Genomic DNA, 18093 nt, shown 5'->3' with positions numbered 1-18093 from the left:
GGGCTGCGCAGCAGCCCTGGGGATTACCCGTGGGTTTTCAGGGCTGCTGCGCAGCCCAACGCGGGACAAGCCCGCTCGCCACAGCTATCTATCGTTTTCAACATAATTGGGCACAACCAGCAATGTTGCGGTTGAGCAGGGCCTGCGTTCTGCCTCCTGAAGTCGCACTTTGCGTCGCCTGGGCTACCGTGCCGGAGCGGGGCGGCTCACTCCTGGGTTTTTTCCTCTGGCTGCTGCTGCGACAGGCTGTAAACATACGCTGCCAGCAGGTGCACCTTGTCATTGCCTTGCAGTTGTTCCTGCGCGGGCATCTGGCCCTGGCGGCCGTAGCGGATGGTTTGTTGCAGTTGGGCGAAGCTTGAACCGTAGATGAACGCCTGCGGGTGGGTCAGGTTGGGGGCGCCCATTGCCGGGGTGCCTTTGCCTTCGGGGCCGTGGCAGGCCACGCAGTTGGTCGCGAAAATCTGCTGGCCTTTGACCGGGTCGGCCTTGGCGCCTTCTGGCAGTTTGCGGCCGTCCAGATTGGTCAGCACGAATGCCGCCACATCAGCCACACCCTGCTCGCCGATCACCGTGCCCCAGCCCGGCATCACGCCGTGGCGCCCGCCCATGATGGTGGTCTTGATGGTTTCCGGCTCGCCGCCCCAGCGCCAGTCGCTGTCGGTAAGGTTGGGGAAACCGTAGGCGCCCTTGGCGTCCGAGCCGTGGCACACCGAGCAGTTGGAGGCAAACAGGCGCGCGCCCATCTTCAAGGCCTGCGGGTCCTTGGCCACTTCTTCCAGCGGCATGGCGGCGAACTTGGCGAAGATCGGCCCGAAGCGTGCATCGGCCTTGGCCATTTCCTTTTCCCACTCATGCACACCGGTCCAGCCGGCCTGGCCGTTGGAAAATTCCGTCTGTTTGTCGTTGTCCAGGTACGAATAGCCCGGCAGCACGCCTTTCCAGTTGCCAAGGCCCGGGTACAGCACCAGGTAGCCAAGGGCGAAGACGATGGTGCCGACGAACAGCCAGAACCACCATTGTGGCAGCGGGTTGTCGTATTCCTCGATGCCGTCGAAGGCATGGCCCACGGTCTCGTCGGTGATTTCCTCGCGCTGGCCTTTGCGGGTCGACAGCAGCAGCCAGGTCAAGGCGAAGATGGTGCCCAGTGTCAGTACGGTGACGTACAAACTCCAGAAGGTTGTCATTGTTGTTTTCTCCCTGAAGCGTTTTGCGCTTTCGCTTGCTCGACGTGCCGGGTGGCGTCGGGGTCATCGGCGAACGGCAGTTGCGTTGCCTCATCGAAGTCCTGCTTGCGCCGCGGGCTGAACACCCACAGCGCCAGGCCAATGAATGCCACCAGCACCACCACGGTGCCGAGGCCGCGAATCATCCCGATATCCATCAGCGTCACCGTTTGCTCTTGATGAGGGTGCCAAGGCCTTGCAGGTACGCCACCAAGGCGTCCATCTCGGTCTTGCCCTTGACCGCGTCGCGGGCCCCGGCGATGTCTTCGTCGGTGTAGGGCGTACCGAGGGTGCGCAGCACTTCGAGCTTCTTGGCGGTGTCCTTGCCATCGAGCTGGTTTTCAACCAGCCACGGGTAGGCCGGCATTTTCGACTCAGGCACCACGTTGCGCGGGTTGTACAGGTGCGCACGGTGCCAGTCATCGGAGTAGCGGCCACCGACACGGGCCAGGTCCGGCCCGGTGCGCTTGGAGCCCCACAGGAACGGGTGGTCCCAGACGCTTTCGCCGGCTACCGAGTAGTGGCCGTAACGTTCGGTTTCGGCACGGAACGGCCGGATCATCTGCGAGTGGCAACCCACGCAGCCTTCGCGGATGTAGATATCGCGGCCTTCTACCTCCAGCGCGGTGCGCGGCTTCATGCCTTCGACCGGCTTGTTGGTCACGTCCTGGAAAAACAGCGGGACGATCTGGGTAAGGCCACCAACGCTGACGGCGATGACCATGAAGAAGGCCAGCAGGCCAATGTTCTTCTCGACGGCTTCATGCTTCATCAGTGCGCTCCCACGACAACGATCTTGGCGGCTTCGTCAGCCTCTGCCGGGTTGGCGGCGCGCACGGTACGCAGCACGTTGTAGGCCATCAGCAGCATGCCTGAGGCGAAGAATGCACCGCCGACGGCGCGCACGATGTAGCCGGGGTGGCTGGCCTGCAGCGCTTCGACGAACGAGTAGGTGAGCGTGCCGTCGTCGTTGATGGCGCGCCACATCAGGCCTTGGGTGATGCCGTTGACCCACATCGAGGCGATGTAGAGCACGGTGCCGATGGTCGCCAGCCAGAAGTGCGCGTTGATCAGCCCGACGCTGTGCATCTGCACGCGCCCGTACAGTTTCGGGATCATGTGGTACACCGCGCCGATCGAGATCATCGCCACCCAGCCGAGGGCGCCGGCGTGCACGTGGCCGATGGTCCAGTCGGTGTAGTGCGACAGCGAGTTGACCGTCTTGATGGCCATCATCGGGCCTTCGAAGGTGGACATGCCGTAGAACGCCAGCGATACCACGAGGAAGCGCAGGATCGGGTCGGTGCGCAGCTTATGCCAGGCCCCCGACAGGGTCATCATGCCGTTGATCATGCCGCCCCAGCTTGGCGCCAGCAGGATGATCGACATCACCATGCCCAGTGATTGCGCCCAGTCGGGCAAGGCTGTGTAGTGCAGATGGTGCGGGCCGGCCCAGATATACAGGGTGATCAGCGCCCAGAAGTGCACGATCGACAGGCGATAGGAGTAGATCGGCCGTTCGGCCTGCTTGGGCACGAAGTAATACATCATGCCGAGGAAACCGGTGGTCAGGAAAAAGCCCACCGCGTTATGCCCGTACCACCACTGGATCATTGCGTCGGTGGCACCGGCGTAGGCCGAGTACGACTTGAACAGGCTCACCGGCAGCGAGATGTGGTTGACGATGTGCAGCATCGCGGTGACCACGATGAAGGCGCCGTAGAACCAGTTGCCGACATAGATGTGCTTAGTCTTGCGCTTGACGATGGTGCCGAAGAACACCAGCCCGTAGGTGACCCAGACGATGGCCAGCAGAATCGCCAGCGGCCATTCGAGCTCGGCGTATTCCTTGGTGGTGGTGTAGCCCATCGGCAGGGTAATCAGCGCGCCGACGATCACCGCTTGCCAACCCCAGAAGGTAAAGGCGGCCATGCTGTCGGAGATCAGGCGGGCCTGGCAGGTGCGCTGCACCACGTAGTAGCTGGTGCCGAACAGGGCACAGCCGCCGAAGGCGAAGATCACCAGGTTGGTATGCAGCGGGCGCAGGCGGCCGAAGCTCGTCCATGGCAGGTCCAGGTTGAGCTGGGGCCAAACCAGTTGCGAGGCGATGAAGACGCCGAGGCCCATGCCAAGGATCCCCCAGACCACCGTCATGATGGCGAACTGGCGGACGACCTTATAGTTATAAGCAGTCGGGCTGATTACAGTGCTCATTCTAAGGTTCCACGGTTTTGGTCTTTCTTGTTGGTTGAAATCGGCGCCAGTGTCGATAGCCACATGGCTGTGGCAACGCAAGGCGACCTGTGCCGACCCGTGTCCAGGCCCTCTTTTACCCCGTCCCGGGGTGATTGGGCTGAACGATTGTACACAAATAAATCTTTGTAATGTGTACCGTTTTTCGCCTTTTTCTGATCGTTCAGTCAAGCTTTTTTTGTCAGGCGGCGCCAGGCTACGCGCCACCTGCGCTGCGCTCAAGGCCTGGCGCAGCGGCTTTGGCAACAAGCTTAGTTGTGTTCAAGGGGTGTGCAAGATGGGCGGTTGCGGGGCTTGAGTTGTGCGGGTCATCAAGGGCCTGTTCTGAGACGTTTTTGAACAGGCGCCCCAGGGGTTTTATCTGCCTGTATCTAGTTCAGGCGCTTTTTTGATTCGCGGTTTGCGCGGTTTTTTCTCCGGGCGCTTGCCTGGTTTCAGTGCCCAACGGTCAGCATTGGCGAGCAGGCGTTTTTGAATCTCTGGCGGGTAGTCGCTAAGTGTGGTCAGCGGCGGGATGGGTTTGCCCGGCTGGCCGGCCTCGCGGATGATTTTTGGCCAGCGTGGGCGCCAGCACAGCATCAGGCTGACCCAGTGGCAGGTGCCGAGCACGACGAAAGCCGGCCAGACCATCAGCATGGCGACTTTGAATAGCCAGCTGCTTTTGCGGAAGAAGCGGCCAATGCCTTCGAATTGGGCGCTGAAGGCCTGGATTGGGGAAGGGAAGCGCGTGCTCAGGCGAGGGCGGGGGAGGCCCTCGGGGCCTTCTTCCATGAAGCGGCGAATGAACTCCCATTCATCGCGCAGTTCGCTGCCGCCTTGGCCTTGTTTGCCGACGAAGGCGATTTCCATGTGGGGGAGGCCTGTGTATCTGGGGTGCCAAGCCAGGCCGAGGCACTTGCCCGTACCCGCAGGGTCGTCCTTTGGGCAGGTAGCGCCGCTGCCCGTGGATCTCCATGCAAACGTCACAATGCCGCCGCAATAGCTTGGACGGTGCAGGTGAACCTGTTGGGTTTTGCGGTTGAAGCGTATCAGTAAGTGGCGGCTGGTTAGCATTTCTAATCGGGTTAATTTGAAACCGTATCGAACATATAGATAAAAAACGCCGATGCCCGTGGTCAGTACAAATGCCGTTACCAATAGGGTAAAGAAACTAAAATCAGGTAAGGGTTGAATATTTTGCATAATCAACTCTATAGCTATCTGCGTCCAGCCCCAAGCAAAAACTCCTAATACCCCTACCGTAGCGAAGGTGAATAATCCTCGTTGAGATTCCGCCCCGCTGCAACGGAGTTCAAGTGTCGTGTCATTAAGTGCGTAAACGGGGCCGCGTGTAGCCGGATTAGTGCTGACGGTTTTGAAGTGAATGGATGAGTCCATTTCTTCCGCATAATTATTTTTGGCTTCGCGAAGCTGGGCCGGTTTCTGTAACGCCTCTCTGGTTCTGCGTTCTGCAGGTTGTTCGGTGTGCATTTTCCATAGTAACCATTCAGTTAGGTACACTATAAGACCTCTCGGAATGCCATATAGAGTTCTGGCAGCTCTTCAGCTACTTCTAATGGCGTCCTATGTTTATCTAGGCGATACGAGCTTTGTTTGCACCATTTTTCTAAAGCGTTATCTTCGAAAATCAAAATGATTATTGTTATTGCGAACCCGATCCAGAATGCCCCTAGGATGAGTCTGGCCATTAGCAGTCGAGTAGCGGGGGTGCCTAAGTATGCAGAAAGAGCCCCCATAGAGTTGCCAATGCTGCCTAGTATTGTGTTAGAACCAGTTCGTGCTAAATAGTTGAATAGAGGTTGCGCGATGGCTATTGCTGTGCCTAGCTCTGCTAGCGAAAATGTCATAGTGGCTAAGACGCGCATGAGGTAGGCAGATCCGAGGCTGCCACTCTTTAACTTCGAAAGCGGTGACGTCCTCATACTTTTGAAATGTTGGATAGCATCCGAAAAGTCCCACCAAACTGATATCAGTCCACTCAGAGAAACCAGCGCCGCCCCCCACAACTTCAACCTCCCCAAAACAACCGCAGCCCCACCCCCCGTCACACTCCCTGCGCCATACCGCGACACCACCAAATCCACATAACTCGCCCCAATCTCAAACCCAGCTGCAGCCGTGGTCATCGCCGCTGCCAGTAACTCGGTTTTCAGCCGTGTATCGCTATCCGGCAGTTGCCGCGCCTTGAACGTCATCAACATGCCTTCAATCAGGCAAATGACCCCAGCTATCCGAACCTTGAAAAACTCGTTCTGGCTCGACTGCATCAGCCCTTCCGCCCAGGCCTGGTCCAGGTAGCGGCTAACCTGCGCGCCGCTGCGGTTCGGGTTGATCGCCTCGCCCAGATCTGCCGCCTGGGCCAGGCGCACATTCACTGCAGACTCGTGCACCGAGGCAAACAGCGTCAACCGCAGCCCGTGGTGCAACGCCCGGTCCACGCTGTTGGGCGCCGCGGTGCGTAGCACCTGCCGCCCCAGCAACACATACCAGGCATACAAACCGATACTGCCGTTGCGGTTCTGCTCTGGCAGTTGCTCATAAAGGGTGTTGATGCGCGCAAACGCATTGGCCGCAGCGTGTGCCTGGCGGGCGAGCGCTTCGGGCAGGTCAAAGGATGTGGAGGATGGCGGCATGGCCTTGGCGGCCTCGCGCAATTGCGCCAGTTCTTCACGCAGCGCCTGCTGGTTGAATGCGACGCCGCGCATGGCCAGGTTGTCCCGCTGCGACGGGTCGCTGCCCCACCAGTCATCCAGTACTTGCATGCCCAGTTCACTAAGTTCCATGCCAATCACGCACTGGCCGGTCTGCTCGGCGAATGCCAGGCCGTCTTCGGAGTCCGCATCATCGTAGCGGTCAAGTGCCTGCAACAAGTGGTCGCTGGTAACCCACACCAAGTGATCCCTAGCGCGTGCCTCGGCGTTTTCCTGTGCTGACTGCATGACTTGCTCGAACGTATCCAGCTGCAAGCGCATGGCTGCGCGGTCGACCAGATGCCCGTACTTTTCATCGAAGTGCTTGCTGAACTCGCCCGACTCTACACGCGCCCTGACTTTGGCCCGTGTTTCTCGCTCGTACTGATCAAAGTGTGGTTTGAGCTGGGCATCACGTGCGTCGGCATCTTCCCTGGCCTGTTTGTGAAAGGCGTAGTACTCCAGATGCATGTGCGGGTTATGGCGCATCTTCTCGGCCATGACCTTGTTGTTGACGATCTGTTCGGCACGCATTTCGGGATAAAGCTTTTCAATCTCCAGAAACGACTGCGCCACCAGCAACCGCCGCTCATTGTCCACGCCCGGCTCCACGCTGCGTTGCAGCCAGCGGCTGCGCACCTCCTCAACTGCTGCATTGCGCCAGGCATTGAGTTCCTGGGTAATGCCAATGGCATCGTCAATGAGGATGCCGGCACCGCGGGGTTTGTCCTGCGCAGGTAGCGGCGCGAAGGCCTGTTGCGTGGCCTGCAGCGACAGCACCTGACCGTGATTGAACGGCTGTTGCTCAAGCAATGCTTGCAACTGCGGGTCGTGCTGGGCTGCGAAGTCGGCTACGCAGCCCAACTGGTCGTAACTGAGTACCGCCGCTTGCGGCGGTGCGTTGGTTTGGATGAGTTGTTGGACGTCGATGCTCGGCAAACTATTGCGGTATTCGTCGTCGACCAGCCGGTAGGTGTCGAGCATGCGCGGTGTCAGTGGCGTCGGGCTGTACAGCGGGCGCAGTTCCTCGATGTCGTCGAGGTCGTGCAGGGTGATGGTCCAGCCGAAGCTTTTGATCAGCTCATCCAGGGTTGCACTGGGCAAACTCTGCCAAGGGTCCTCAGCGCTAATCGCTCGTAGCGAACCATTGGCGGCCACCCGGTATTGGCTGTGCCAGTGATAGGCCGACTCACCGCGCCGCTTGAGCAACAGATAAAAGAACCCTTCACGCAGTGGGCGGATGGCGTAGGAAGAATGGCTGAGCCGCGCCACATCGGGGTAGGGCGCAAACCCGCCCGGCAACGCTGGCAACTGCGCGCGCTGGGCCGCGTCGCCGCCAACGGCTGCGAAACGCAGGGGCAGCAGTTCGAAGCGGCGCGTGCAGGCAGCCACCGGGCTATTGTTCAGGGCCGGTTTGTAGGAGGCGTTGATGCGTTTGCACAGGTCGAGCAGGGTGCTCATCGGTGGGCCTCGGCGACGTAGGTTTGCAGGTTTTCGATCAGAGGCGTTCGTTGCTCGCACGTGGCCTTCAAGGCTTGCTGCCAGCCAGGTGTGCTGGCGAACGTTTCGCCATTGCGCGCCATCACCAGCACATAGGTAATCTGGTCCTGTTCGCGCAGCAGACCATGCTTGCGGGCCTGGGCCAGATACAGGTCGATAAGGCCGACCCGCGTGCCATGGCAGGCTTGCTCGAACAGCGGCAGGTGCGGTTCATCGCGTAGCAGCTCGGCCAGGCGATAACTCAACGGGTCACCCGCCAGCGCAGTCCAGCACGCGTGATCGAGCCTGAAGCGCGGTACCGGGGTCATTTCGGGCCTGTCGTCGCCGATTATCGGGGCCCAAAGGCGCTGCTTGGGTTTTGCCGATGGCTGCTGCACCCACCATTGGTGTACCGGCGCGAGCCATTGCTTGACCCCAGGCAAGTCGCGGCGCTGGTCCAGCACCTGAAGCGAGGCTGCGGTGTGATAACGCAGCAGGTATGAGTGGCCGTCTGGCCCGACCACCACGCCGGCCTGGCTGAGATGCCGCGCCAGCAGGTCAGGCGCCAGCGCGCTGATGATCCAGCCACAGACCGCGCCTTCGCTATAGCGCTCAAGCAGGCCTTGGAATTCGTATTGCGCGTTCACACCGGCATCGGGCCGAGTGGCGAACAGCCATGGGCTTACGGCTTGCAGGTTGCCAAGCTCCGGGTGTTGCTGCAGGGGCCAGCGATAGGTTGCGTAGTGTTTGTTGAGCATGCGTTGGGCCGAGGGCGACAGCGTGGCCATTTCAATGATGGCGCTGAGCCGGTAGCTGGGGGCTTTTTCCAGTTCGGTGACCAGCGCATTGACGAACGGGCTGAGCATCAGTCAGTGCCCTCCATACGAACCAAGCTGCGCCCATCGGCAATCGCCTTGCGCATGCAGCTCACGCAGACCGCTTCACCGGGTTCGGCCACACCCGAAACCGAGATCGAATGCTCACTGCCGGTCAGTTGCTGGCTGATCGGCCCTTTGAACAGCAGGGCAATGCCGTCAAGGGTGATGCCTGCGCCATCTATTCGCAGCAGCCCCGCAGGGCTGCGGATGGTCAGGCTTTCGCTGACGTCGATGGTGTAGGTTCTGGTGCTGTGGCTGATGGTTTGTGCGCTGCGCAAGGTGCTGTGGCCAGCAACCGTTTGCTGCAGGTCGCCACCGATGTCCATGCAGTGATTGGCTTTGGTGCTGTCGTGCCTGTGGTTGCCTACGGTTTCGATGCGGTCCTTGCCGGTGGTGATGGTCTGCGAGCCTTCGATGGCCAACTGATCGTCGTTACCCACGGTATGGGTGCGGTTGTGCCCGATGCTTGAGCATTCATTGCGGCCGATTTCATCCGAGCGGTCCTGGCCGATCGCGAGTTTCTCGTCACGCCCAACCTGTTCGCTGCGGTCGTTGCCCACTTGCGTGGTCTGGTCGTGCTTGACCACGGTGTTGTGATCGCGCTGGGCATGCATGAACACTTCTTCGCGGCCTAGTTCGTCCTCGAAGCGCAGCTCATTGAAGCCATCGCCCTTGTGGGTTTGGCTTTTAATGGTCATGCGTGTCTTGTGCTCGGGCAGGTCATACGGGGGCAACTGGTTACCGCAATAAGTGCGGCCGGTGATCATGGGTTGATCGGGGTCGCCATTGACGTACTGGATGACCACGTCATTGCCGATGCGCGGGATGGCCATCGAGCCCCAGCTGCCACCGGCCCAGCCTTGCGCCACCCGCACCCAGCACGAACTGAACGCATCGTCGCGGCTCTCGCGGTCCCAGGGGAAGCTGACTTTCACCCGGCCCCAGCGGTCGCAATGGATCTCTTCGCCAGGCGGCCCGACCACGGTGGCCATGTGCGGGCCGTCGACGTGCGGCTTGTCTGGCGGGGCAGGGCGCCATTGGGCCATGCCGGGCACCAGAAGCGCGGTTTGCTGATAGGTGGTGCCCTGTTCATCGCCTGCGGCTTCTTCTTCCAGGCTGCTGAACTGGGTGCCGCTGTGGCACAGGCTGACGACCCGCCAGTGCACGTTGAAATCGTCACGCGGGTGTTCGACGAGGGTGAACCCCAAGCCCGGTTGCAGGCGTACGTCGTCACCTTCCACCTCGGCCAGGTGGGTGTCATGGCGCAGGGCGGCGATGCGCGTTTCGGTAAAGGGTTTGCCGACCACGTCGCGCTTGTAACGCCCTGGGTACTCGAAGCGCTCGTAGTCTTGCGCATGGTGTTTCAGGCTTGCGGCCGAGCCGCTGGCGCTGTGTTGCTGGCGGTAGCCTGGGTGGGTGAACGTGTAGTCGCGCTGCACCAGCCGGGCGCTGCGCACTTGCTCGCTGTAGCGCAGCCTGCGCAGGCAAGGCCGCGCCGGGGTGCCACCGCTGGCATGGCGGTACAGCACGGTATCAGCTGCGCTATCGGGGCCGACATCGTCCGGCTCGGCGCATGGGATGGCACCTCGACTAAGTGTGCCCATCGCCAGCAGGCAGTCGCTGATCAGCAATGTGTGCCGGCGGGCGGCGTGCTCGAAGCGGTAGATGAACCCCTCTTCGGCGGCCAGGCGGGTGATGAAGTCGAGGTCGGTTTCACCGGCCTGTACGCAAAATTCGCGCACCTGGTGATCACGCCTTGCCACCAGATTGAACTGGGCAATGCCCTGGCGCTTGAGCATGATTGCGAGAATTTCGGGGGCGGTCTTGTTCTGGAAGATGCGCCAGTTCGAGCGCAGCCCGGCCCGGGCGAGTTGCGGTTCGACCAGCGCGTGGTAACAGGTGCGGCGAAAGCCACTTTCGCTTTGGCTGAATGTGCTCACCAAACCATGCACGTAACGCACGGGCCGCCCGCCCCGGCTGATCGTGAACAGCACCGGCTGGTCGAGCAGGTTGCCGAAGTCGACGTCATGCTGGTGGCTCACCAGGTCCAGCTTGAGCTGGAATGGGGTACTGAGGGCTTCGTCGAGGGTGAACGACACCACTTCGAATTCGGCATCGCCAACCAGTGGCGTGAAGGTGTAACGCAGATCGGCGTGGCGCGGCATGGAGCTCCCTGTCCGTACCTGTTCAACGCTCCAGGGGCGGAGCGTGCGAGGCACGTGAAACACGGGAGTGACCGTAAGGGATGAGGCCGAGAGATATTGTCAGCAGGTTCCGACAGTGGTGCAGGAAAGTTCGGGTCTAAGACCTGAGTGCCTGGGAGGGAAGCAGGGGATACGGGGGAGGGAGGTCGGAGCGGCTGATCGCCGCTCCGACTGGGGCGCTACTTATTTGGCAGAAACGGTTTCCGGTGCCTGGTCTTGCGACAGGCTGTACACGTACGCCGCCAGCAGGTGCACCTTGTCGTTGCCCTGGATGTCGGCCTGGGCCGGCATCTGGCCCTGACGGCCGTAGCGGATGGTCTGCTGCAGTTGGGCAAAGCTTGAGCCGTAGATGAACGCCTGTGGGTGGGTCAGGTCAGGTGCACCCATGGCTGGGGTACCTTTGCCTTCCGGCCCGTGGCAGGCGACGCAGTTGGTGGCAAAGATTTCCTTGCCCTTGGCCGGGTCTGCCTTGCTGCCTTCGGGCAGGCTGCGGCCGTCCAGGCCGGTGAGCACGAACGCTGCCACATCGGCCACGCCTTGCTCGCCAATCACAGTCGACCAGCCTGGCATTACGCCATGGCGGCCGTTCATGATCGAGGCCTTGATGGTTTCAGGCTCACCGCCCCAACGCCAGTCCTTGTCGGTGAGGTTGGGGAAGCCGTAGGCGCCTTTAGCGTCGGAGCCGTGGCAGACCGAGCAGTTGGAGGCGAACAGGCGGCTGCCCATTTTCAGGGCCTGCGGGTCCTTGGCCACTTCTTCAACCGGCATGGCTGCGTACTTGGCGAAGATCGGCCCGAACTTGGCGTCAGCCTTGTCCATTTCCTTCTGCCACTCGTTGACTCCGGTCCAGCCGTCTTCGTAGCCGGGCAGAATGCCTTTCCAGTTGCCAAGGCCCGGATAGAGGATCAGGTAGCCGACCGAAAACACCAGGGTGCCGACGAACAACCAGAACCACCACTTGGGCAGCGGGTTGTCGTACTCCTCGATGCCATCGAAGCTGTGGCCCATGGTCTGGTCGGTGGTGTTGTTGCTCTGGCCCTTGCGGGTGCCGAGCAGCAGCCAGGTCAGGCCGATCAGGCTGCCGATGGTCAGTACGCTGATGTACGTACTCCAGAAGGTGGTCATTGCCCATTACTCCTCATGGCAGGTTCCTGCCCGCTTGGGGGCAGGTGGTCGTCGACGAAGGGCAGCAGGCGCGCCTCGTCGAAATCGCGGTCGCGGCGACGGTTGAACACCCAGAGCGACAAGCCGATGAAGGCGATCATCACCACCAAGGTGCCCAGGCCACGGATCATGCCGATGTCCATTTCCATCGCACTTACCTCTTGTTCTTGATCGCGGTGCCGAGCACCTGCAGGTAGGCGACCAGCGCGTCCATCTCGGTCTTGCCCTTGACTGCGTCGCGGGCACCGGCGATGTCCTCGTCGGTGTAGGGCACGCCGAGGGTGCGCAGGGCGCGCAGCTTGGTGTCAGTGTGGCTGTTGTCGACTTGCGCCGAGACCAGCCACGGGTAGGACGGCATTTTCGACTCAGGCACCACGTTGCGCGGGTTGTACAGGTGCGCACGGTGCCAGTCATCGGAGTAGCGGCCACCGACACGGGCCAGGTCCGGCCCGGTGCGCTTGGAGCCCCACAGGAACGGGTGGTCCCAGACGCTCTCGCCCGCTACCGAGTAGTGGCCATAGCGTTCGGTTTCGGCTCGGAACGGCCGGATCATCTGCGAGTGGCAGCCTACGCAGCCTTCGCGGATGTAGATATCGCGGCCTTCCAGCTGCAGTGCGGTGTAGGGCTTCATGCCTTCGACCGGCTTGTTGGTGACGTCCTGGAAGAACAGCGGGACGATCTGAGTCAGGCCGCCGATGCTGACGGCAAAGACCATCAGCAAGGCCAGCAGACCGACGTTTTTCTCAATGGCTTCATGTTTCATCAGGCAGGTCTCCTCAAGCCAGCTGGGCGTTCGCAGGGGCGACGTCAAGGGCTGGCGAACGCACGGTGCGCCAGGTGTTCCAGGCCATCAGGAACATGCCGGTAAGGAAGATCGCACCGCCCACGAAGCGCACTACGAAGCCTGGGTGGCTGGCCACCAGGGTTTCCACGAACGAGTAGGTGAGCGTGCCGTCGCTGTTGACTGCGCGCCACATCAGGCCCTGGGCGATGCCGTTGACCCACATCGAGGCGATGTAGAGCACGGTGCCGATGGTGGCCAGCCAGAAGTGCGCGTTGATCAGCCCGATGCTGTACATGCGCTCTTTGCCGAACACTTTGGGGATGGTGTGGTACAGCGCACCGATGGAGATCATCGCAACCCAGCCGAGGGCGCCAGCGTGCACGTGGCCGATGGTCCAGTCGGTGTAGTGGGAGAGGGCGTTGACCGTCTTGATGGCCATCATCGGGCCTTCGAAGGTGGACATGCCGTAGAACGCCAGCGACACCACCAGGAAACGCAGGATCGGGTCGCTGCGCAGCTTATGCCAGGCCCCCGACAGCGTCATCATGCCGTTGATCATGCCGCCCCAGCTCGGTGCCAGCAGCACCAGCGACATCACCATGCCCAGCGACTGCGCCCAATCCGGCAGCGCGGTGTAGTGCAGGTGGTGCGGGCCGGCCCAGATGTACAGGGTGATCAGTGCCCAGAAGTGCACGATCGACAGGCGATACGAATACACCGGGCGCTCTGCCTGCTTGGGCACGTAGTAGTACATCATGCCGAGGAAGCCTGCGGTGAGGAAGAAACCTACCGCGTTGTGGCCGTACCACCATTGCACCATGGCATCGGTAGCGCCGGCATAGACCGAGTACGACTTGGTCAGGCTGACTGGCACTTCAAGGTTGTTGACGATATGCAGCAGCGCCACGGTGAGGATGAACCCGCCGAAGAACCAGTTGCCCACGTAGATATGCTTGGTGGTGCGCTTCATCAGTGTGCCGAAGAACACGATGGCGTAAGCCACCCAGACGATGGTGATCAGAATGTCGATCGGCCATTCCAGCTCGGCGTATTCCTTGGAGCTGGTGTAACCCATCGGCAGGCTGATGGCTGCAAGCAGAATCACCAGTTGCCAGCCCCAGAACGTGAACGCCGCCAGTCGCGGCGAGAACAGGGTGGTCTGGCAGGTGCGTTGCACCGAATAATAGGAGGTGGCGAACAGTGCACAGCCACCGAACGCGAAGATCACGGCGTTGGTGTGCAGGGGCCGCAGGCGGCCGAAACTGGTCCACGGCAGGTCCAGGTTGAGTGAAGGCCAGGCGAGCTGGGCGGCGATGAATACGCCGAGCCCCATCCCGACGATACCCCACACCACCGTCATGATGGCGAATTGGCGGACCACCTTGTAGTTATAGGCGGTACTGCTGGTTGTGTTCATGTATGGGTTCCCATCCACGGTTATTGGCAGGCTATAAAACGAGGCAAGCATGAAAGATGGGCTAAATGCCGGTATTGATTGGGATCAATGGGCGAAGATCGCAAATGTCCCAGGCTTGCAGTGCGATGCTGCGCAAGTCAGCGCCGATTGCAGCTATGCGGGGTGCCTGATCCTGGCCCATGGGGCCGGCGCGCCGATGGACAGCGGGTTCATGCAGGATATGGCGCAAAGGCTCGCAGGGCTTGGCGTTGCGGTGCTGCGCTTCGAGTTCCCTTACATGGCCCAGCGCAGGCTTGACGGCGGCCGTCGGCCACCCAATCCGCAGCCGGTTTTGCTCGATACCTGGCGTGCGGTGTTTGCCCAGGTGCGACCATTAGTCGCAGGGCCGCTGGCGATTGGCGGCAAGTCGATGGGCGGGCGCATGGCCAGCCTTGTGGCAGATGAGCTTGGGGCAGATGCGCTGGTGTGCCTGGGCTACCCGTTCTATGCAGCGGGCAAGCCGGAAAAACCGCGGGTGGCGCACCTGGCGGATTTGCGTACGCGTACCTTGATCGTGCAGGGCGAGCGCGATGCGCTAGGCAATCGCGAGACGGTGCAGGGCTATGAGCTGGCGCCCGGGGTTGAGGTCAGCTGGCTGGTGGCGGGGGATCATGACCTGAAGCCATTGAAGGCGTCGGGGTTCAGCCATGAGCAGCATATGCAGGCTGCGGCGCAGAAGGTGGCGGGTTTTTTGCGGGGGTAAACAATCAAAAGCCACGCGGTCTCGTGTAGGAGCGGCCTCGTGTCGCGAAAGGGCTGCACAGCAGCCCCGGCGATTTGGCATGAGGCAGAGATCTTGGGGCTGCTACGCAGCCCTTTCGCGACGCAAGGCCGCTCCTACACAAAATGCCGGCGCAGAAAGCAGCTCGCCAAAGCTGCCGCTTAGTCGAGGTACTCGCACAGGTAAGCGGTATCAACGGCTACTTTCAGCTGGAACTTGCTGTCGGCCGCCACATTGAACCTGGCACCGGCTTCGAAGGTTTCCCAGGCATCGCTACCCGGCAGCTTGACCGTCAGAGCACCCGACACCACATGCATGACTTCACGCTTGGCGGTGCCGAATTCGTATTCGCCCGGGGCCATGACGCCGACGGTGGCCGGACCTTCTTTGCCCTCGAAGGCGATCGACTTGACGGTGCCATCGAAGTACTCGTTGACCTTGAACATGGGCGACTCCTGAAAAAAGCATGGAAAAAAGGGCTGGCCAGTATGCCCAAGGCCAACCCGTGCGTCATCTGTTTCAGGCGCCACCCGGCGGCAGGCTCAAAGGCAGCAGCCGCGCGGTGTTGCGTGCATCCTCAAGCGCCCGATGCTGCTGCCCGTTGAAGTGCATGCCGGCCAGTTGCAAGGCGCTGTTGAGGCCCGCCGGGCGTTGCAGGTGGCGCGCCTTGGCGAAACGCTGCTTGAGGTTGATGTGCGGCACCTGCGCCAGCACGCTGCCTACCTGATGCAACTGCCATTCCTGAAGCAACTGCTTGCGGTCGTAGTCGCCCCAACTGACCCACGCCTGCAACTGCGCCTGATGCGTGCCCAGCCAGTGCTCGAACTGCGCCCATACCTCGGCGAACGGTTCGGCGCTATCGACGCTGGCCTGGTCGATGTGCGTCAATTCACGGCAGAACGGCGTCAGTTGCGGCCGCCGGCGCGGCCGCACGAAGCGCTGGAAGTGGTCGACCTCGCGGCCTTCGCGGGTCACCAGGCTAGCGCCGATTTCAATGATTTCCATCTCCGTGACCGGCCAGCCACCGTCATCGGTGGTGGCTTCCAGGTCGATCACCAACCAGTGGCCCATGCCAGGCTCCCTCTCTGTAGCAGTGGTTTGCGCCGCACGGACCGCGCAGGCCCGTAGAGCGTAGCCAAAGTCGCGCGCCATGGCATCCTGTGGCACTTTGGCATATCCAACGGTTGTGCCGGTTTTGGAAAACGCCTAGCTTAAGCGCATATTTGTGACGAGTGTCCCATCTTGACTTCACTGCCCAGCCCAAAACTGTCATCCCTGCTGTTGCTGCTGGGCGCATCGCTGGTCACGGTATTCACCCAGGCAGGCGAGGCGCTTGAGGTCAGAATCGGCGCGGCGCATTTCCCGCCCTACACCGTGCGCCCCGAGCAAGGCGCCGACACTGGCCTGCTGCCGCAACTGGCCGAGGCCCTCAACCGTTTGCAGCCGCGTTATCGATTCATTCTGGTGCCCACTTCCATTCCCCGGCGTTTTGGTGATTTCCAGCAGGGCCGCACTGACATGGCCATCTTCGAGAACCCGAAATGGGGTTGGCAGGGTATTGCCTACCGGGCAGTGGACATGGGCCTGGAAGACGCCGAAGTATTTGTAGCCCACGCCCAGTCAGGGCGCGACCAGCGCTACTTCGATGCCATCGAGGGCAAGCGCCTGGCGCTGTTCAACGGCTACCACTATGCATTCGCCAATTTCAATGCAGACCCAGGCTTCCTGAAACAGCGCTACCACGCGACGCTCACCTATTCCCACGACAGCAACCTGTCGATGGTCGAACGCGGGCGGGCCGACGTTGCCTTGGTTACCCGGTCGTACCTGAGTGATTTTCTCCGGCGCAACCCCGACAGCCGCCCGGAGCTGATGGCTTCGGAGCGGGTTGATCAGGTCTACCACCATTACGCGCTGCTGCGCCCGGACGCGCCGATCAGCGCCGAGGCATTCGCCAGCCTGATGCGCCAACTGCGTGACAACGGCGAACTGGCACGCATTTTCCAGCCTTACCGCATCACCGTTCAGGCACCGCGCGACTAAATTGCGCAAGGGCGGCCACGTTTTTGAAAAGTGAGCTTTTCTTTCATTTTTCGTGAGCCCTGACCATGCCGTTCGATGCCGCTTCGCCGCCCCTGAACGTTCCCCGCTGGCACAACCTGCAGGCCGACGAAGTCGACCAGCGCCTGAGCCTGACCCTGGAAGGCCGCCCGCTGATCACCGTCCGCCTGGCGCGGGGGGACTCTGTTGAGGTGCACCTTGAGCAGCTCTGCCCCGAGCGCCCGCAGCAGGCGCTGTGGGCGGCCTGTTACTGGCTGCTGTCACGCGACCCTGCCTGCCAGCGCCTGGCCTGGCACCTGCCGCAGCCGGTGCTGCAAGCGGTTGCCAGTAGCCTGCTGCTGCCGGGGGCCGCGCCGGGGCGGTATGTCTGCGAGCGCACCTTGTTCTGGCAGTTGCCGCAGCCCTGGCTGGGCGAATCGCCCAGTGGCGTTTACCCGCAGCAGATGCTGCTGACCGACGGCAAGCGCCACCCGCGCCGCGCCCCTAAACCTCGCGGCGAGGTGTACCGGCGTTTCGATGCACGGCTGGGCGCGTGGGTCTCGCTGCGCACCCTTGAGGTGGAACAGGACCTGGAACGCTTCAATCGCTGGCAGAACAACCCGCGTGTGGTGCACTTCTGGCAGGAAGGCGGCTCGCTGGCGCAGCACCGTGAGTACCTCGACAAACTTGCCGCCGACCCGCACACCCTCACCTTGATCGGCTGCTTCGATGACCAGCCGTTCGCCTACTTCGAGGCTTACTGGGCCAAGGAGGACCGCATTGCGCCGTTCTATCCGGCAGGCGACTACGACCGCGGCATCCATATGCTGGTGGGTGAAGAGGCCCATCGCGGCCCGCATAAAGTGGCCAGTTGGCTATCGGCGCTGGTGCATTACCTGTTCCTGGATGACCCGCGCACCCAGCGCGTGGTGGCCGAGCCGCGTGCCGACAATGCCAAGATGATCGGCTACATGCAGGACCAGTGCTTCCACTGCGAGAAAGAGTTCGATTTCCCGCACAAGCGGGCGGCGCTGATGATCATTGGCCGGGAGCGGTTCTTCGAGCGTTGCGAACTGGCGTGATGGGCAAGCTACGCGGTCCCGTGTAGGAGCGGCCTTGTGTCGCGAAAGGGCTGCGTAGCGGCCCCTGGATTTGTGCACCACCCTGATATCGGCGGGGCTGCTACGCAGCCCTTTCG

Annotated in this window: 17 protein-coding genes; 3 read left to right on the top strand and 14 right to left on the bottom strand. The window is 61.6% G+C overall.

Features of this window, described 5'->3' with window-relative positions; genetic code table 11:
• Positions 1–206 precede the first annotated feature (206 nt).
• The 12 genes from ccoP (HU720_RS20585) to ccoN (HU720_RS20530) all read right to left on the bottom strand — a co-directional run bounded on the left by ccoP (HU720_RS20585) (position 207) and on the right by ccoN (HU720_RS20530) (position 14095).
• Positions 207–1187 (bottom strand): cytochrome-c oxidase, cbb3-type subunit III, encoded by a 981-nt coding sequence (ccoP, locus tag HU720_RS20585; protein ID WP_186522376.1) that lies wholly within the window; start codon positions 1185–1187, stop codon positions 207–209.
• Positions 1184–1384, bottom strand: a complete 201-nt coding sequence (locus tag HU720_RS20580; RefSeq protein ID WP_186522368.1) for a cbb3-type cytochrome c oxidase subunit 3 — start codon at positions 1382–1384, stop codon at positions 1184–1186. Before HU720_RS20580 ends, ccoP (HU720_RS20585) begins: the two co-directional genes overlap by 4 nt.
• A 5-nt stretch (positions 1385–1389) precedes the next feature.
• On the bottom strand, positions 1390–1998 hold the full coding sequence (gene ccoO / locus HU720_RS20575; protein ID WP_186522366.1) for a cytochrome-c oxidase, cbb3-type subunit II: 609 nt from the start codon (positions 1996–1998) through the stop codon (positions 1390–1392).
• A complete protein-coding gene (ccoN, locus tag HU720_RS20570; RefSeq protein ID WP_186522363.1) occupies positions 1998–3440 on the bottom strand; it encodes a cytochrome-c oxidase, cbb3-type subunit I in 1443 nt (480 codons plus the stop codon). Before ccoN (HU720_RS20570) ends, ccoO (HU720_RS20575) begins: the two co-directional genes overlap by 1 nt.
• 396 nt (positions 3441–3836) lie before the next feature.
• Complete coding sequence (locus HU720_RS20565) at positions 3837–4949, bottom strand: hypothetical protein (protein WP_189672761.1); 1113 nt, start codon at positions 4947–4949, stop codon at positions 3837–3839.
• Between the two features lie 29 nt (positions 4950–4978).
• Positions 4979–7630: a T6SS effector BTH_I2691 family protein gene (locus HU720_RS20560; protein ID WP_186522359.1), complete on the bottom strand. Its 2652-nt coding sequence runs from the start codon at positions 7628–7630 to the stop codon at positions 4979–4981.
• Entirely contained in the window at positions 7627–8514 is an 888-nt protein-coding gene (locus HU720_RS20555; protein ID WP_186522357.1) for a DUF4123 domain-containing protein, read from the bottom strand. The genes HU720_RS20560 and HU720_RS20555 overlap by 4 nt, the downstream gene beginning before the upstream one ends.
• Positions 8514–10691 carry a type VI secretion system tip protein TssI/VgrG gene (gene tssI, locus HU720_RS20550; protein ID WP_186522355.1) on the bottom strand — a complete coding sequence of 726 codons (2178 nt, stop codon included), beginning with the start codon at positions 10689–10691 and terminating at the stop codon, positions 8514–8516. The genes HU720_RS20555 and tssI overlap by 1 nt, the downstream gene beginning before the upstream one ends.
• 222 nt (positions 10692–10913) lie before the next feature.
• Complete coding sequence (gene ccoP, locus HU720_RS20545; RefSeq protein ID WP_186522353.1) at positions 10914–11855, bottom strand: cytochrome-c oxidase, cbb3-type subunit III; 942 nt, start codon at positions 11853–11855, stop codon at positions 10914–10916.
• Positions 11852–12043 carry a cbb3-type cytochrome c oxidase subunit 3 gene (locus HU720_RS20540; protein WP_186522350.1) on the bottom strand — a complete coding sequence of 64 codons (192 nt, stop codon included), beginning with the start codon at positions 12041–12043 and terminating at the stop codon, positions 11852–11854. Before HU720_RS20540 ends, ccoP (HU720_RS20545) begins: the two co-directional genes overlap by 4 nt.
• 5 nt (positions 12044–12048) lie before the next feature.
• Positions 12049–12657, bottom strand: coding sequence for a cytochrome-c oxidase, cbb3-type subunit II (gene ccoO, locus HU720_RS20535; RefSeq protein WP_186522348.1), 609 nt, complete (start codon positions 12655–12657; stop codon positions 12049–12051).
• Between the two features lie 13 nt (positions 12658–12670).
• Complete coding sequence (ccoN, locus tag HU720_RS20530) at positions 12671–14095, bottom strand: cytochrome-c oxidase, cbb3-type subunit I (RefSeq protein ID WP_186522345.1); 1425 nt, start codon at positions 14093–14095, stop codon at positions 12671–12673.
• A gap of 49 nt (positions 14096–14144) precedes the next feature.
• On the opposite strand from ccoN (HU720_RS20530), the gene HU720_RS20525 reads away from it, so the two are divergent.
• Positions 14145–14837: an alpha/beta family hydrolase gene (locus HU720_RS20525; RefSeq protein ID WP_225917106.1), complete on the top strand. Its 693-nt coding sequence runs from the start codon at positions 14145–14147 to the stop codon at positions 14835–14837.
• A gap of 179 nt (positions 14838–15016) precedes the next feature.
• Here HU720_RS20525 and HU720_RS20520 read toward each other — a convergent pair whose 3' ends face one another.
• On the bottom strand, positions 15017–15301 hold the full coding sequence (locus HU720_RS20520; protein WP_186522343.1) for a pyrimidine/purine nucleoside phosphorylase: 285 nt from the start codon (positions 15299–15301) through the stop codon (positions 15017–15019).
• Positions 15302–15374: 73 nt separating this feature from the next.
• A complete protein-coding gene (locus HU720_RS20515) occupies positions 15375–15926 on the bottom strand; it encodes an exonuclease domain-containing protein (protein WP_186522341.1) in 552 nt (183 codons plus the stop codon).
• A 204-nt stretch (positions 15927–16130) separates the two neighbouring features.
• On the opposite strand from HU720_RS20515, the gene HU720_RS20510 reads away from it, so the two are divergent.
• Both HU720_RS20510 and HU720_RS20505 read left to right on the top strand, forming a co-directional pair.
• Positions 16131–16898 carry a transporter substrate-binding domain-containing protein gene (locus HU720_RS20510; RefSeq protein WP_225917151.1) on the top strand — a complete coding sequence of 256 codons (768 nt, stop codon included), beginning with the start codon at positions 16131–16133 and terminating at the stop codon, positions 16896–16898.
• Positions 16899–16963: 65 nt separating this feature from the next.
• Entirely contained in the window at positions 16964–17977 is a 1014-nt protein-coding gene (locus HU720_RS20505; RefSeq protein WP_186522337.1) for a GNAT family N-acetyltransferase, read from the top strand.
• Positions 17978–18093 lie beyond the last annotated feature (116 nt).

This window comes from Pseudomonas sp. SWRI51, from assembly GCF_014268825.1.
Classification (GTDB): domain Bacteria; phylum Pseudomonadota; class Gammaproteobacteria; order Pseudomonadales; family Pseudomonadaceae; genus Aquipseudomonas; species Aquipseudomonas farsensis.
This window is presented reverse-complemented; position numbering and strand designations above follow the sequence as displayed.